Here is a 16,518-nt window from a genome sequence, read left to right as displayed (position 1 = left end):
ATATAAACAATAGAGCATTTCTAATCGACGAAGAATGAATGTTACCTTGCGGCGCACAACAATGAAATCCTATTTCAGTTGCGCCGCCAAATGTCGGCGCGAGACTTGAGGTTTTTCCATGGACCAGCTTGCGGCCATGCGCGCGTTCATTCGGGTGGTGGAGGCCGGCACCTTTACATCGGCAGCCGAGTCACTGCGGATGCCGAAGCCCACCGTCACCAAACTCATTCAGTCGCTGGAGACGCATGTGAGCGCCAAGCTGCTGAATCGCACCACGCGGCGGGTGACCGTGACTCCCGATGGGGCAGCTTACTACGAAAGAGCGCTGCGGCTGATCACCGAACTTGAAGAACTCGACGGCAGCATGGCGATGTCGCGGCTCAACCCGAAAGGGCGGCTGCGCGTAGACGTCGGCACCTCGCTTGCGATCCTCGTCATTATTCCAGCCCTGGCCAGTTTCTACGAGCGCTATCCGGAGATTCAGATCGATCTCGGCGTCACCGATCGGCCGGTGGATCTGGTCGGCGAGAATGTCGATTGCGTCATTCGCGGCGGCAACCTGTCCGATCAATCGCTGATCGCGCGTCGTATTGCTGAGATGAATTTCATTACCTGCGCTTCGCCGTCGTATCTGCAGAAACATGGCGAGCCTCAGCATCCGTCAGACCTGAAGAACGGCCATCACGTCGTCAACTTCTTTCACCCGCGTTCCGGCAAGCCGCTACCGCCGGATTTCGTGCTGGACAATCAGCGCGTCGAGATCGATGCGAATTATCAGATCGCGGTGAATGACAGTCTCGCTTATGTAACGGCCGGCGTCGAAGGCCTGGGCATTGTCCAGGCTCCGTTCTTCATGTTGCATCAGGAGTTGCAGTCAGGGCGGCTGGTGCAGATCCTGAAAGGATGGAAATCCGAACCGATCAGCATCTACGTCGTCTATCCACCGAACCGGCATCTGAGTAACAAGCTGCGTGTATTCGTCGATTGGGTGGCCGATCTGTTTGCAAGCCATAGCCTGCTGCGCGTGAGCTGAGGGCGCGTCCGCGCTCTATCCGCGTTCAGGAACAAAAAGGGGCAGGCAAAAGAAAACGCGGGCCGTGATAGCCCGCGTTTTCCAGATTTCGTGCTTGCGAACGCGGGAAGACCCGCATTCAACCCGCTTAGCTGTAGATTTCGAACAGGCCTGCGCCGCCCTGACCACCGCCGATGCACATGGTCACGACGCCCCACTTGGCTTTGCGACGCGCACCTTCCTGCAGGATGTGGCCGGTGAGACGAGCCCCGGTCATGCCGAACGGATGGCCGATTGCGATCGAGCCGCCGTTCACGTTGTACTTGGCCGGGTCGATGCCAAGCTTGTCGCGCGAGTAGAGGCACTGGCTGGCGAACGCCTCGTTCAGCTCCCAGATGTCAATGTCATCGACCTTGAGGCCGTGACGTTTCAGAAGCTTCGGCACGGCGAACACCGGACCAATGCCCATTTCGTCCGGCTCGCAACCCGCGACCGCCCAGGCCACGAAACGGCCCATCGGCTTCAGGCCACGACGCTCGGCTTCCTTGGCTTCCATCAGGACCACGGCGGCCGCTCCGTCCGAGAGCTGGCTGGCATTGCCGGCGGTGATGTACTTGCCCGGGCCCTTGACCGGATCGAGCTTGGCCAGGCCTTCCAGGGTCGTGTCCGGACGGTTGCACTCGTCGCGGTTGACCTCGTAGTCGACGATGCTCTCTTCCTTCGTCTCCTTGTTGACCACCTTCATCTTGGTCTTCATCGGGACGATTTCGTCCTTGAACTTGTTGGCCTGCTGGGCGGCCGCCATCCGGCGCTGCGACTCGAGCGAGTACTCATCCTGATACTCGCGGCTGATCTTGTAGCGCTCGGCGACGATGTCGGCGGTGTCGATCATCGCCATGTAGATGTCGGGCGCATACTTCAGGAGCTCGGCGTCCTGCGCGTCCTTCGGCATGCCGCCGCCCGGAATCGAGATGCTTTCCACGCCGCCAGCGACGATGCAGTCGGCCCCGTCGGAGCGAATGTGGTTGGCAGCCATGGCGATGGTCTGCAGGCCCGACGAGCAGAAGCGGTTGACCGACACGCCGGCCGTGGTCTTCGGCATGCCGGCGAGCAACGCTGCCTCGCGACCGATGTTGCGGGCGCCGTGCGCGCAGTTGCCGAGGTAGCAGTCCTCGACATAATCTTTTTCCACGCCGGCGCGCTCGACCGCGTGCTTGATCGCGTGCGCAGCCATCGTCATCGGCGCGGTCATATTGAACCCGCCGCGGCCGGACTTCGCCAGTCCTGTGCGGGCATAAGAAACGATAACGGCTTCACGCATGTTTTTGATCTCCCTTCAGAAGACGTTGATTATGACTTGCCCGCCCAGCGCTGACAATTCAAAGGGCTGACAATTCGATCCGATTTGGCCGAAGCGACAAAATGTTGCGGTCAGACGACTGGCAAATCCCGGGCTTTCGTGGCGGGACATTGATGCCAACCGGTGTAAACGACAAGTCCCCTTTGGCGCATTGCGGTACGCAAATTTCCCCGGCAGTTTCGCCTGGCAAAACAGTTGTTGCGCGAGCCGGCCGTTCGATGTCCGCGCGGCGCGAGCAGACTTTCGCGTGGTCAACCCGCTGCCGGTCATTGAACAACTCCCGTCTTCGTTCCGCCGTCCGGGCGCATTCGCGTCTCCGAAATCGAAAATAGTCGAATGATTTGAAATCGTTCGACCGCGTCGATAGGGTCGTTGGAAATCGCTTCGACGGTCGGGTCAGGGCGAGTCATAGGGAGATCAAGAAATGTTCCGACGAGTGTTTTCTATTCTGCTCGCCGCCTCGGCGGCGTTGTGGACGAACGCGGTGTTCGCGCAGGATTATCCGACACGGCCCATCAAGATGATCGTGCCGTTCCCGGCCGGGGGGACCCGCGGATATCTTTGCCCGCGCGATCAGCCAACGGATGCAGGAGGTGCTGGGGCAGCCTGTCATTCTCGACAACCGAAGCGGTGTAGGTGGGGTGACCGGCATCGATGCGGTCGCGAAAGCGGAGCCCGATGGGTACACGATCGGGATCGGCAGCGCCGGGCCGCTCGCGATCAGTTCCAGCCTGCTGAAGACCGTACCTTACGACGCGACCAAGGATCTCGCGCCAATCGTCCTCGTGGTGCGTGTGCCTGAGATCGCCGTCGTCGCATCGAATGTTCCGGCGAAGAATTCGGCCGAACTCGTCGCCTTGGCTAAGGCTTCACCGGGCAAGATCAACTTCGCCTCCACCGGCACCGGCGGGACGACGCATCTGGCAGCCGAACTCTACAAGATCAAGGCGGGCATTAATATCGTGCACATTCCTTATCGGGGGGCAGCACCCGCGGTCACCGATCTGCTGGGCAATCAGGTGCAGATGATGTTTGCCGATATCCCGGTGCTGCTGCCGCATGTGCAGGCCGGCGTTCTGAAGCCGATCGGGATCGCCAGCGAAAGCCGCGCGCCGGCGCTGCCGGACGTACCGACCTTCACGGAGCAGGGTGTTCCGGGCGTCAATGCCGACAACTGGTATGGCCTCGTTGCGCCGCTGAAAACGCCGCCGGCCATCATCGCTAAACTGAATCAGGCCGTGAACGACGCGCTCAAGACCGCGGAGGTGAAGAAGCAGCTTGAGCCGCAGGGCGCCATCGTCGCGGGTGGGTCGCCAGAGGATTTCGGCAAGCACCTGGCTTCGGAAAAAGCCAAGTGGGCCGAGATCATCAAGGCTGCGGGCGTCGAGCTTCAGTAGCAAGACCGCGTTGGTCAACCCAGACCGCACTGGACCAATGACGCCGCGAATTCAGCCGAGTTCGCGGCGTCATGTTTTTGCTCCTTAAAAAACCTGACTTGAGAGGGGCGAGGAGTGAAGGGCCTCTGAACAGCTTAGAGCGCTTTGGCCTGCCGCAGCCGGGCGATTGCGGCGGCGTCGTATCCGAGCTCCTGCAGGACGGCGTCCGTGTCCGCACCCAGTGTCGGAGGCGGCGAGGTGATCTCCGCTGCGCCGTGGGCCAGCTTGAATGCCGCGGCGGGGACCGTGAATTCTCCCGCTACGCCCGGGACATTGTTGTGCCGGTGCAGGAATGGCCGGCTGCCGATCTGCGGATCGGATAATGCCTCGGGAAGGGCGCGCACGCGGGCGGCAGGGACGTGATTGGCCTGCAGAAACGCCTCCCACTCGTCTGCGGTTCGCGTGCGGAGGATGTCGGCAAGCTCCGCCATTTCGCGAGGCTTGTCGTCGTGCCGCTGGTCGTTGTTGTCCTTGGCCATCTCCGGCCGTCCCAGAAGCTGCCAGAGCCGCCGCTGCTGCCGCAGATTGCTGGCGCCGAGCATCAAGAGCCCGTCTTTGGTCTCGAAGCAGCAGTTGGTCGCGTGCGGATGGCTATTGCCGTTCGGTTGCGGCGGCTGACCGGTACGCAGGTAGCCGGTGACATGCGAGGCTGCCAGCATCAATGCGACATCGTTCATCGCCAGATCGATATGCTGGCCTTGCTGGGTGCGTTCACGTTGGAACAGGGCGCTGGACAGAGCGAATGCGGCCATCGTGCCGGTCGCATAGTCGATCGCCGGGGCACCGATCTTGATCGGATTGGTCTCGCGGGTTCCGGTCATCGCCATCAGCCCGGTGGTCGCCTGGATCACGAAGTCATAGGCGGTCTGATTGCCGCGCGGCCCGCTGTGTCCGAAGGCGGAGATCGAGCAGTAGATCAGCTTCGGTTGAATGGCGATGAGATCGTCATACCCAAGCCCGAGCGCAGCGAAGGCGCCGGGGCGGTAATTCTCGACCAGAACGTCTGCGGTCGCGATCAGACGCTTGAACACCTCGCGCCCCTGTTCGGTTTTCAGGTTCAATGTAACGGACCGCTTGTTCGATGCTTGCGACAGATAGTAGACGCCCATGCCCTCGCGGTTGAGCTGCCGGTCGCTGCCGCTCATGCGGCTTTGGTCCGGCTCGTTCGGGTCTTCGATCTTGATGACGTCGGCGCCGAACAAGGCCAGTTGATAGGTGGCGAACGGACCGGCCAGGACGTGAGTGGCGTCGATGACTCGAATGCCTTCGAACGGACGCATGGGAGCTCTCCTGTTCTTTCGTTCTTCTTGCTGCTGGAGCGCAGGATGGCCGCTTATAGCGAATGATTGGCAGTTGCGCTGCAAGGGAACGCCTTGGTGCCGCACCCGCCTTACATTCGGCATGGATAGTGTAGCAATATCGTCTGGTTTGCCGACCTTGGGGTTGACCTGGGAAAAGCTGATGACTACCCAGACAGAAGGCCGTAGGAACGCGCTTCGATGCGATTTGCTTTGAGCAAGCTTGAGACGATCCGCTGGCGTCCATGTGTGACGCTGGTGTGTCTCATTGCGTTCCTTGTCGTGGGCGTCGCGCATGCTGGCAGCCATCTCGACCTGACCGCCGGCAAGCCCTGCGCGGAGGTCGTGCTGAGCGCGAGCGGCGGCGATGCCGATGATAACGTTCAGGCCGCCGCCGAGGTTTGCCTGGTCTGCGTGCTTGCCGCGGTCGAAATCGATAGCTCTCCGGTGATTGTCGGAGAGATGGCGCCGGATGTTCAATCGCCGCCGCTGCCGGCCCTGCATGTCGTTTCGCGGCCGGCGGAAAGTCCTCCTCCCATAGCCTGAACTATCGCTCACGCCTGCGCATCTTTGCGCGCGTGATGCTGTGGCGTTCGATCGCTTAGGCGATCGGCGTCTGTCGCTCATTCCCAGATCTTTGGCGAAAGCGCAGGGTCATGGTCGCGCGTCTTCCAATAGCCTTATTCTGCCTCGCGGCAGCAACTGCCTTCCCTGTGCCTGGCCAAGCGTCCGATGCACCGCTCTCGCTGACGCGGGCCTTGCAGCGGGCGCTGGCGGCCAATCCGCGGTTGACGGCGGCTGAGCGCGACATCGGCATCGCTTCGGGGCGCCGAATCCAGGCTGGGGCACTTCCCAATCCTGATGCCTCGTTCGAGGTCGATAACGTCGCCGGAAGCGGGACTTACCGCGGAACGCGCTCTGCGGAGACCACCCTGCAGCTCGGGCAACTGGTCGAGCTTCCAGGAAAGCGCGCCGCGCGCATGGCAATTGGCGATGCGGAAATCGATAGCGCCCGCTGGCAGCGAGAGGCATTGCGCCTGGAGATTCTATCGGAAACGGCGACGGCCTTCTTCAACATCCTCGGCGCGCAGCGGCGTGTCCAGATCTTCAACACCCAGATTGCGGCGCTGGACCGTTTGACGCCACTGTTACAACGGCGCGTCGATGCGGGGGCCGCTTCGATCGCCGAAACCGCCCGCAGCCAGGTTGCTGTGGATCTCGTGAAAGCGGAGCGTGAGCGGGCGCGTACGGCGCTCGCCATCCATCGTCGCGAACTCGCTTCTCTGATGGGAAGGGACGCTCCTGATTTCGGACAGGCGCTGGGTGATCTGGTGCTGAACAGCAGCCTGCCGCCGTTCCGCACCATCCTCGCGACGCTCAGCAACAATCCGCAGCTGATCCGCTGGACCGCCGTCCGCGCGCAGCGTGATGCCGAATTGATTGCGGCGCGACTGAAACCCTATCCCGACGTCAGGCTGACGGCGGGGTGGCGACATTATCGCGACACCAACGACAATGCCGTGCGTCTTGGCGTTTCGATCCCGCTTCCCGTTTTCGATCAGAACCGCGGCGGCGTGATCGAGGCGCACGAAGCGCGCGCCAAAGTGGATGCGGAGCAGATGGCCGCGCGCGCAGCGCTGACGCTGACGCTCGGGCGTACCTACGAGACCATGGTTGGCTCGGCCAACGAGGTGAAACTGCTGCGCGGCTCGGCGATCGAGAATTCCCGGCGTGCGCTGGAGGCGATCGAAAGCGGTTATGCGCAGGGTCGCTTTACATTGCTCGAGTTGCTCGATGCGCAGGCCACAGCAACCCAGGCGTCACTGCGCGAGATGGAAGCGTTGATCAACTATCACACGTCTATTGCCGTTCTTGAGGGGCTGACCGGAGTGCCGCTCGGTCTCGGTCGGCGGGAGAGAGGCCGATGAGCAGAAGTCTTCGTAATATCATTGTCGTCGCGGCGATTGCCATCGCCGTTGTGATCGTCGCGTTCAGCCTCGCCCGCAATGATGGCACGGCGGCGATCGATCGCGGACACGGTGACCACGCCCACGGCGACGGCGTGGAATTGAGCGATGCGAAAGTAGCCGCGGCCAATATCGAACTGCTCAAAGCCAGTCCGCAGACGCTGCGCGACACGTTGGTCTTGAATGGGCTGCTGTTGCCGAATCAGGAGATGATGGTGCAGGTCTCACCGCGGTTCGCCGGCGTGGTGCGCGAAGTATCCAAGCGGATTGGCGATCGGGTCGCCAAGAACGACGTTCTGGCGCGTATCGAAAGCAATCAAAGTCTGACGACCTACGAACTCCGGACCTCGATTGCCGGCACGGTGATCGATCGCCAACTCGCGATCGGCGAATACGTTACCGAACAGAAGGCCGCCTTCACGGTGGCGGATCTGTCGACGGTGTGGGTCGATTTCTCCGTGCATCGGCGCGACACCAAACGCGTGCAGGTCGGCGACAAGGTGCTGGTGGACCCTGCGGACGGCGATGCACCGGCCGAAGCAACGATTTCCTATGTGTCTCCGGTCGGATCGACCGACACGCAAAGCACGCTCGCGCGGGCTGTGCTCGACAACAAGACTCAGCGTTTCAAGCCAGGTCTGTTCGTCACCGGACGCGTCACCCTTTCGGCAAAGAACGTACCTGTGGCAGTTCGCAACACGGCGCTGCAGACGGTCGAGAATCGGCCGGTCGTGTTCGTCCGCACCGGAGACAAGTTCGAGGCCCGCGACGTTGAATTGGGCGAGCGCGATAGCGAGTGGGTCGAGGTGCTGTTCGGCGTGCTGGAAGGCGACGTTTATGCTGGGCGGAACAGCTTCGTCATCAAGGCCGAGATCGGCAAGGGGGCTGCATCCCATGATCATTGACCGGCGCGGGTGGCATCTGCAGGAGCGGCCATGATCGAGCGCATTCTCGACCTGTCAATCCGCCAGCGCTGGCTGGTGATGCTGGTGACTCTCGGCCTGGCGATTTTCGGTGCGTGGAATTTCACCAAGCTGCCGATCGATGCGGTGCCTGACATCACCAACGTCCAGGTTCAGATCAACGCCGTTGCTCCCGGCTATTCGCCATTGGAGGTCGAGCAGCGGCTAACCTTCCCGATCGAGCTTAATATGGGGGGATTGCCGCACCTGAACTACACCCGCTCGTTGTCGCGCTATGGATTGAGCCAAGTGACTGTCGTGTTCAACGATGGCACGGACATCTATTTTGCGCGCCAGCTCGTCAATGAGCGGATTCAGCAGGCGAAAGATCAGCTGCCGGCGGGGATCGAATTGGCGATGGGGCCGATCTCGACTGGCCTTGGCGAAATCTTCATGTTCAGCGTCGAGGCGAAGCCCGGCGCGAAATCGCCGTCCGGTGCGCCGTTTACGCCGACCGACCTGAAGACCATCCAAGATTGGATCATCAAACCACAGCTTCGCACCGTTCCCGGTGTGGTTGAGGTCAATACGATCGGTGGCTTCGAGCGGCAGTTCCATGTGCTGCCCGATCCCACCAAACTGATGGCTTACAAGCTGGGCTTTCGCGACGTGATGACGGCGCTTGCCGCCAACAACGCGAACGTCGGCGCAGGCTATATCGAACGGAACGGCGAGCAGTATCTGGTCCGCACGCCGGGGCAGGTCGCTACCATCGACGAGATCAAGGACGTCGTGATCGGCTCACGGGGAGGCATCCCTGTCCGGGTCAGCGACGTCGCCGATGTTCGCGAGGGAACGGAACTGCGCACGGGGGCTGGCACGCTGAACGGCGAGGAGGCGGTGATCGGCACCGCGATGCTGCTGATCGGTGAGAACAGCAGGACGGTGGCTCAGAGAGTGGGACAGAAGCTCGATGCGATCGCCAAGTCGCTTCCGGAGGGTGTCGTTGCGCGCGCCGTCTACGACCGGACTCATTTGGTCGAAGCAACCATCGCAACCGTCGAGAAGAATCTTCTCGAAGGCGCGCTGCTCGTTATCGTGATCCTGTTCCTGCTGCTCGGCAATTTCCGTGCGGCGATTGCCACGGCACTGGTCATTCCGCTGTCGATGCTGATCACGATCACCGGCATGACCGAAACGAAGGTGTCCGCCAACCTGATGAGCCTCGGAGCGATCGATTTCGGCATCATCATCGATGGTGCGGTTATCATTGTGGAGAATTGTCTCCGCCTGCTGGCCGCGGAACAGCACAAGCGCGGGCGCCTGCTGAGCCAGTCCGAACGATTCAGGACGATCCTGGCCGGTTCGCGTGAGGTGATCGGGCCGAGCCTGTTCGGCACGCTGATCATCGCCGTGGTTTACCTGCCAGTCCTCACGTTGACCGGGGTCGAAGGCAAGATGTTTACGCCGATGGCGCTGACGGTGGTGATGGCGCTCGCGGCCGCGGCGGCGCTATCATTGACCTTCGTGCCCGCGGCGGTCGCGATCCTCGTCACGGGAAAAGTGTCCGAGCACGAGAACATGCTGATGCGAGGGGCGCGCCGCATTTACATGCCGCTCCTGACAGCCTCGATCCGTAACCGGGAGATCGTGGCAGCGATTGCCGCGGTGCTTGTCATTTTGACCGGTTTCGCGGCCTCACGGATGGGCGGTGAATTCATCCCGAGCCTGGATGAGGGGGATGTGGCGATGCATGCCATGCGCATTCCCGGCACCAGCCTGACGCAAGCCGTCGAGATGCAACGCGGCTTGGAGAAAGCGCTCCGGGATATCCCGGAGGTGAAGGAAGTTTTCTCGAAAATCGGGACGGCGGAAGTCGCAACGGATCCGATGCCGCCGAATGTGGCCGACACCTACATCATGCTGAAGCCCCGTGCCGAATGGCCGGATCCAAGGCGCAGCAAGGTGGATCTTGTCACCAGCATCGAGAAACGGATGGAGGAGATTCCGGGCAACGTCTATGAGTTCACCCAGCCGATCCAGATGCGCTTCAATGAGTTGATCTCCGGCGTGCGCAGCGATGTCGGCGTCAAGATCTTCGGCGACGATCTGGATACACTGTTGCAGATCGCGGGCCAGGTGCAGGGCGTCCTTCAGGGCGTGCCCGGAGCGGCCGACGTCAAGACGGAACAGGTGGCCGGTCTGCCGGTGCTGACGGTGAAGCTCGACAGGGCGGCCTTGTCGCGTCTCGGCATCAGTGTCGCAGATGTTCAGAGCCTTGTAGAGGTTGCAGTCGGCGGCAAGCAGACCGGGTCGGTGTTTGAGGGCGATCGCCGTTTCGATATCGTCGTGCGTCTGCCCGAACATTTGCGCTCGGATATCGAGGCGATCCGCCACCTGCCGATTCCGCTTCCTGAAGCCTCGGCCGGCACGATCCGCGCGAGCCTGAACAATTCACCGCTGACGCAAATCAGATACACGCCCTTGTCGTCCGTCGCGCAGATCGAGGTTGCGCCCGGGCCGAACCAGATCAGTCGGGAAAACGGTAAGCGACGTATCGTCGTCACGGCGAACGTGCGCAATCGCGATCTAGGCTCGTTCGTTATCGAGGCCGAGCGCCAGGTTGCGGAAAGGGTCAAGCTGCCGGCAGGATATTGGATCGGCTGGGGCGGCCAATTCGAGCAACTGGTATCCGCGACCCAACGGCTCGCGATCGTCGTGCCGGTCGCGCTGTTTCTGATCGCCCTGTTGCTGTTTCTCAGTCTGGGTTCGGCAGCGGACGCAGCGTTGGTGTTCAGTGGCGTTCCACTGGCTTTGACCGGCGGCGTCGCAGCCCTGCTGTTGCGGGGCATCCCCCTGTCGATCAGCGCAGGCATCGGCTTCATCGCGCTGTCGGGCGTAGCGGTGTTGAACGGTCTGGTCATCATCAGCTTTATCCAAAGGATGCGTGCCGAGGGAAAATCCGTGCTCGATGCGGTGGAGCAGGGCGCACTGACACGATTACGCCCGGTATTGATGACGGCGCTGGTTGCTTCCCTCGGTTTCATTCCAATGGCCATCGCAACCGGGCCTGGCGCTGAGGTCCAACGTCCGCTCGCGACCGTCGTGATCGGCGGCATCATCTCTTCGACCATTCTGACGCTTCTGGTTTTGCCTGCTCTCTACACGTTGTTCAGGCGCGATCGCCAAACGGCCGACGAATCCCTTACCGTCGTTGAACAAGGAGAAATGAAATGAGACGTGTTGCGATTGCCGTTGCTGCGCTGCTGTATGTGATGCCTGCGTGGGCTCAGCATTCGCACGGGGCGAAGGGCCCCAACGGCGGCAAGGTAGAAGACGTGGCGGGCGTGCACGCTGAACTCGTAACCTCCGGGACCACCATCATGATCAACGTCCTCGATGAGGACAACAAGCCGATTTCGGTCAAGGGCTTTTCGGGTTCAGTCCTCATCGTAAGCGGCGGCGATCGGGAGACGGTTACGCTCGCCCCGTCAGGCGATAGCTCGCTCAAGGGCGAAGCGAAGAAGGCGGTGGCTGGCAATGCCGCCGTCACGCTGATGCTCAAGACCGATAAGGGCAAGACGGGGCAGGCCCGTTACACGAAATAGCGCTGGCTCGCAGCATCGGCGTTCGTGACCGCGGGCGCCGATGCGATGGCTGCGCTGGATGGCGTGGTGATGCGCATCAACGGCGGCAATCTGGATCGCTTCCGTACACACCGTTTGATGTTGCGCACGAAAGGTGAAACGAACACCAAATAAAAGCCGATTCTAGAATTTTCAAAATATGGCGTCTTAAAGGAACGGCTTTAGACTCGTTCTCGATAATGATCCGGTTCCCGTTTGCTGCAATTTGCAGTGGCTCGGATTTTTTCAATGCTACCAGCAACCTGGGCGTCGTGCTGAACTGATGAGCAGCGGCGGTTCTTATGTACGCTGCGACGCAATGAAGCACTCAATATTTTTTGAGTCGCGAAAGTTCAACGATATCCGTTAATTAGCGCACTGATTTGCTTCACGACGATAGCATTGCTGCGTTGCGCTCGGCCAACGGCCGCAGCGGCGCGAAGCTTGCATTCATGTTTTTGCGGCACTCCTGCCGCGCCTGCGGCTTCGCTGCTTGCAGGGCACACCGACAACGAGGAAGGGACAGATGAGAGTTCACCTTGCCATGGCTGTTTTGACACTCATGGGAGCGCCTCTCGTTCTGGCAGGGTGCGACGATCGCAGTGTTGCGGCTGTCCCCCCAGCAGTCCCCGATGTCGGTGTCGTCACTATCAGCGCATCGCCGAAGCACATCGTCAAAGAGTTGCCAGGCCGCATTGCGCCAACGCGCGTCGCTGACGTGCGCGCCCGCGTGTCGGGAATTATCGTAGCGCGCCTGTTCGAGCAGGGCAGCGAGGTCAAGGCTGGCGACGCGCTTTATCAGATCGACCCGAAGCCGTTCGAGGTCGATCTGCAGTCTGCGGAGGCCGCTCTTGCCAAGGCTCAAGCCATCTTCGAGCAAGCCACAGCGCAAGCCAACCGCACCGCCTCGCTGATTAGCAAACAGGCGGCCTCGCTGGCCGAAAACGAGACCGCCATCGCGATGGCGCGCCAGGCTGCAGCCGACGTGGCCGCCCGCAAGGCCGATGTCGCCCGCGCCAAGTTGAACCTGGAATACGCGACCATTCGCGCGCCCATTAGCGGCATCATTGGTGCCGCGCTCGTCAGCGAAGGAGCGCTGGTGGTGCAGAATGATCCGACCAGTCTCGCATCGATCCAGCAGCTCGACACGGTCTACGCGGACTTCACCCAGTCCGCGTCGGACCTGAATAAGCTTCGGCGAGATTTCGATTCGGGCGAGCTTGAGCGGATCGAGCCGGATGCCGCCAAAGTGCGGCTGCTGTTGGACGATGGTTCGCTCTACCCGATTCAAGGTAGGCTGCTGTTCTCCGATGCGAAGGTGGATACCTCCACTGGACAGGTGACATTGCGCGGTGAGTTCAAGAACCTGAATCGCGAGCTGCTTCCGGGCATGTATGTGCGGGTGCAGATCGAGCAGGGGATCGACAACGATGCGATCCTGGTGCCGCAGCAGGCCGTTCAGCGCAATAGCGCAGGCGGCAGCGACGTCTACGTGCTCAACAACGAGAACAGGGTTTCGCTGCAGCCGGTCCGCGTTGGTTCGGTAATGGACGGAAACTTACTTGTCCTTGAGGGACTGAAGCAGGGCGACCGCGTCGTGGTCGAAGGTTTTCAGAAGTTCGCGGTTGGCGATGCCGTCAATCCCGGCAAGTGGCCGCAGGACGTCGCGACGGCTGACGTCTCCCGGCCGCGGGTGGAATAACGGGCCTCATTCATGCCAAGTTTTTTTATCGACCGGCCCATCTTCGCATGGGTCGTGGCGCTTTTCATTTGCTTGCTCGGCGTGATTGCCATCCCGCAATTGCCGGTCGCGCAGTATCCGATCATCGCCCCGCCATCGATCTCGATCAGTACGAGCTATCCCGGAGCGTCGCCCGAGAACCTCTACAACAGCGTCACGCGCCTGATTGAAGAGGAGCTCAATGGCGCGTCCGGCATTCTGAATTTCGAATCCACCAGCGATTCGCTTGGCCAAGTCGAAATCATTGCCAATTTCGTGCCTGGCACTGACACGAACCTCGCCTCGGTGGAGGTGCAGAACCGCATCAAGCGGGTCGAAGCGCGTTTGCCGCGCGCCGTGATCCAGCAGGGCATTCTGGTCGAAGAAGCATCCAGCGCGGTGCTGCAGATCATCACGTTGAAATCGACCGACGGAAGCCTTGATGAGATCGGCCTTGGCGATTTCATGATCCGCAACGTGGTTGGCGAAATTCGTCGTATTCCCGGCGTCGGCCGCGCGACGCTGTTTTCGTCCGAGCGCTCGCTACGCATCTGGATCGATCCTGCAAAGCTGGTCGGCTACAATCTCACGGCCGATGATGTGACCAAGGCGATCTCGGCGCAGAATGCGCAGGTTGCTTCCGGCAGCATCGGCGCCGAGCCGAGCCGAAACGGGCAGCCGATTTCGGCGCTGGTTCTGGTGAAGGGGCAACTGAATTCCCCCGACGAGTTCGGGTCGATTGTTCTGCGCGCCAATCCAGATGGGTCGACGGTACGGTTGCGCGATGTCGCCCGCATCGAGGTCGGCGGAATGAACTATCAGTTCACCACACGCCTCAACGGCCAGCCGACGGCGGGTCTGTCGGTGCTGTTGGCGCCGACCGGAAATGCGCTGGCCACCGCAAATGCGGTTGAAGCCAAGATGAAGGAGCTTTCACGCTTCTTCCCCTCGAACATCGCCTATGAGATTCCCTACGACATTACGCCCGTGGTGCAGGCATCGATCAACAAGGTGTTGATGACCCTGCTGGAGGCCGTCGTGCTGGTGTTCATCGTGATGTTCCTGTTCCTGCAGAGCTTCCGATACACGCTGATTCCGACCGTCGTCGTTCCGGTGGCCTTGCTCGGTACCTGCGCCGTGCTGCTGCTCGCAGGCTATTCCATCAACATGCTCACTATGTTCGGCATGGTGCTGGCGATCGGTATCCTGGTGGACGACGCGATCGTCGTCGTCGAAAACGTCGAGCGCATCATGGCCGAGGAGGGATTGTCGCCGAAGGAGGCAACACGCAAGGCGATGACGCAGATCACCAGCGCCATCATAGGCATCACGCTGGTGCTCGTGGCCGTGTTCGTCCCGATGGCGTTCTTCCCCGGTTCGGTCGGCGTCATCTATCGGCAGTTCTCAGTAACGATGGTTGCTGCCATCAGCTTCTCCGCATTGATGGCGTTGTCTTTGACGCCTGCGCTCTGTGCGACGTTCCTGAAGCCGGTTCAGGCAGGCCACGGCCATGCCAAGACCGGTCCGCTCGGCTGGTTCAACCGCAAACTCGATGCCATCCGCGATCGATACGGTGCGACTGTCGGCTGGATGCTGCAACGGACGGGACGGCTGATGATCGTTTATGCGGTGCTGCTGTTGGGCCTGGGCTTTGCTTTCGTGCGTATGCCCGGCGGCTTCCTGCCCGTCGACGATCAGGGATTCATGACCGTCGACGTGCAGACCCCACCGGATGCTTCGTATAACCGCACCCTCGATGCGGTCGAACGCGTCGAGAAATACCTGCTGCAGCGTCCAGGCGTCGAGGAGGTGACCTTCCTCACCGGATTCAGCTTCCTTGGGCAGGGCACGAACACCGCGCAAGCCTTCGTGACGCTGAAAGATTGGTCGGAACGCGGCAAGAACGATTCTGCTGCGGCTATCGTCGACGACACCAACAAGACGCTGTCCTCGATTCGTGATGCGAAGATTTCCGCGTTGCAGCCGCCGCCAATCGATAACCTCGGCAATTCGTCTGGCTTCAGCTTCCGCCTCCAGGACCGCGGGCAGAAGGGATACACCGCGCTGATGGAGGCGACGCAAACCCTGCTCACTAATGCCAACAAGAGTCCGATCCTCCAGAACGTGTTCGTCGAAGGTTTGCCGCCCGGCCCGCAGATCAGGCTCGCGATTGATCGCGAAAAGGCAGGCGCCCATGGCGTCACCTTTGAAGATATCAACAATACGATTTCGACCAATCTCGGCTCGGCCTATGTGAACGACTTCCCGAACCATGGACGTATGCAGCGTGTCATCGTGCAATCGGATGCTGCCGGTCGCATGCAGGCTTCCGATATCCTGAGCTACAACGTCAAGAACAGCCGCGGGCAGCTCGTGCCGTTATCGGCATTCGCCAATATCGAATGGGCTGTAGGCGCGTCGCAAATCGCCGGCTTCAATTACTACCCGGCGGTGCGCATCAGCGGCTCGGCGGCGCCGGGCTATACCAGCGGTGACGCTATTGCGGAGATGGAGCGGCTGGCCGGGCAGCTTCCACGCGGTTTCGGCTACGACTGGGCAGGACAATCACTTCAGGAGAAGCTCTCCGGATCGCAAGCGCCGCTGCTGCTCGCGCTCTCGGTTCTGGTGGTGTTCCTCTGCCTCGCAGCACTCTATGAGAGCTGGACGATTCCGCTCGCCGTGCTGTTGACCATTCCGCTTGGCATGGTTGGCGCGGTGTTGGCCGCCAGCCTGCGTGGACTTCCGAACGATGTTTATTTCACGGTGGCGCTGATTACGATCGTCGGGCTCGCGGCGAAGGACGCGATCCTGATCATCGAGTTCGCCAAGGATCTGCGCGCGCAGGGTAAGCCGTTGATCGCCTCGACCATTGAGGCTTGCCGTCTGCGATTCAGGCCGATCCTGATGACCGGGCTTGCGTTCGTCTGCGGCGTGCTGCCGATGGCGATTGCAACGGGGGCAGGCGGGCTCAGCCAGCAGTCGTTGGGAACCAGCGTGATGGGCGGCATGATCTCAGTGGTGGTCCTGGCGCTTCTGCTCGTGCCTGTGTTCTTCGTGGTGATCCAACGGCTGTTCTCGCGCGGCAAGGATCAAGACGTCGAGAGCGCCCAGGTTGCGGATCGGAATTCGAACGACGCGCCGTCGACCGGCTCGATTGCGCCCCATCACACGGCCTGACGTTTCTCTTTATCCGGACC

12 protein-coding genes are annotated in these 16,518 nt (G+C 61.2%); 10 read left to right on the top strand and 2 right to left on the bottom strand.

Annotated features, from left to right (window positions below):
* Window positions 1–118: 118 nt before the first annotated feature.
* The gene (locus X566_RS16125; protein ID WP_034469333.1) at window positions 119–1,033 is read left to right on the top strand and encodes a LysR family transcriptional regulator; all 915 of its coding nucleotides are present in this window, start codon (window positions 119–121) and stop codon (window positions 1,031–1,033) included.
* A gap of 127 nt (window positions 1,034–1,160) precedes the next feature.
* On the opposite strand, the gene X566_RS16120 is transcribed toward X566_RS16125, so the two are convergent.
* Window positions 1,161–2,333 carry an acetyl-CoA C-acyltransferase gene (locus X566_RS16120; RefSeq protein ID WP_034469330.1) on the bottom strand — a complete coding sequence of 391 codons (1,173 nt, stop codon included), beginning with the start codon at window positions 2,331–2,333 and terminating at the stop codon, window positions 1,161–1,163.
* A gap of 632 nt (window positions 2,334–2,965) precedes the next feature.
* Between X566_RS16120 and X566_RS16115 the strand changes: the two genes are divergently transcribed.
* Window positions 2,966–3,769, top strand: coding sequence for a tripartite tricarboxylate transporter substrate binding protein (locus X566_RS16115; RefSeq protein ID WP_343213096.1), 804 nt, complete (start codon window positions 2,966–2,968; stop codon window positions 3,767–3,769).
* Between the two features lie 134 nt (window positions 3,770–3,903).
* Here the strand turns inward: X566_RS16115 and X566_RS16110 are convergent, their stop codons facing one another.
* Window positions 3,904–5,088, bottom strand: coding sequence for a CaiB/BaiF CoA-transferase family protein (locus X566_RS16110; RefSeq protein WP_051444253.1), 1,185 nt, complete (start codon window positions 5,086–5,088; stop codon window positions 3,904–3,906).
* Between the two features lie 219 nt (window positions 5,089–5,307).
* Between X566_RS16110 and X566_RS24010 the strand changes: the two genes are divergently transcribed.
* The 8 genes from X566_RS24010 to X566_RS16075 all read left to right on the top strand — a co-directional run bounded on the left by X566_RS24010 (window position 5,308) and on the right by X566_RS16075 (window position 16,498).
* Window positions 5,308–5,652 carry a hypothetical protein gene (locus tag X566_RS24010; protein WP_152539932.1) on the top strand — a complete coding sequence of 115 codons (345 nt, stop codon included), beginning with the start codon at window positions 5,308–5,310 and terminating at the stop codon, window positions 5,650–5,652.
* A 110-nt stretch (window positions 5,653–5,762) separates the two neighbouring features.
* Window positions 5,763–7,034, top strand: coding sequence for a TolC family protein (locus X566_RS16100; RefSeq protein WP_051444251.1), 1,272 nt, complete (start codon window positions 5,763–5,765; stop codon window positions 7,032–7,034).
* On the top strand, window positions 7,031–7,978 hold the full coding sequence (gene ihpB / locus X566_RS16095; RefSeq protein ID WP_034469327.1) for a divalent metal ion exporter adaptor subunit IhpB: 948 nt from the start codon (window positions 7,031–7,033) through the stop codon (window positions 7,976–7,978). Before X566_RS16100 ends, ihpB begins: the two co-directional genes overlap by 4 nt.
* Before the next feature lie 30 nt (window positions 7,979–8,008).
* On the top strand, window positions 8,009–11,212 hold the full coding sequence (locus tag X566_RS16090) for an efflux RND transporter permease subunit (RefSeq protein ID WP_034469324.1): 3,204 nt from the start codon (window positions 8,009–8,011) through the stop codon (window positions 11,210–11,212).
* Entirely contained in the window at window positions 11,209–11,583 is a 375-nt protein-coding gene (locus tag X566_RS16085; protein ID WP_034469323.1) for a hypothetical protein, read from the top strand. Before X566_RS16090 ends, X566_RS16085 begins: the two co-directional genes overlap by 4 nt.
* 24 nt (window positions 11,584–11,607) lie before the next feature.
* Window positions 11,608–11,736, top strand: coding sequence for a hypothetical protein (locus tag X566_RS25465; RefSeq protein ID WP_275451029.1), 129 nt, complete (start codon window positions 11,608–11,610; stop codon window positions 11,734–11,736).
* 391 nt (window positions 11,737–12,127) lie between these two features.
* Window positions 12,128–13,303: an efflux RND transporter periplasmic adaptor subunit gene (locus tag X566_RS16080; protein ID WP_081740270.1), complete on the top strand. Its 1,176-nt coding sequence runs from the start codon at window positions 12,128–12,130 to the stop codon at window positions 13,301–13,303.
* Window positions 13,304–13,315: 12 nt separating this feature from the next.
* The gene (locus tag X566_RS16075; protein ID WP_034469320.1) at window positions 13,316–16,498 is read left to right on the top strand and encodes a multidrug efflux RND transporter permease subunit; all 3,183 of its coding nucleotides are present in this window, start codon (window positions 13,316–13,318) and stop codon (window positions 16,496–16,498) included.
* Window positions 16,499–16,518: the final 20 nt, after the last annotated feature.

Source organism: Afipia sp. P52-10, from assembly GCF_000516555.1.
Classification (GTDB): domain Bacteria; phylum Pseudomonadota; class Alphaproteobacteria; order Rhizobiales; family Xanthobacteraceae; genus P52-10.
This window is presented reverse-complemented; position numbering and strand designations above follow the sequence as displayed.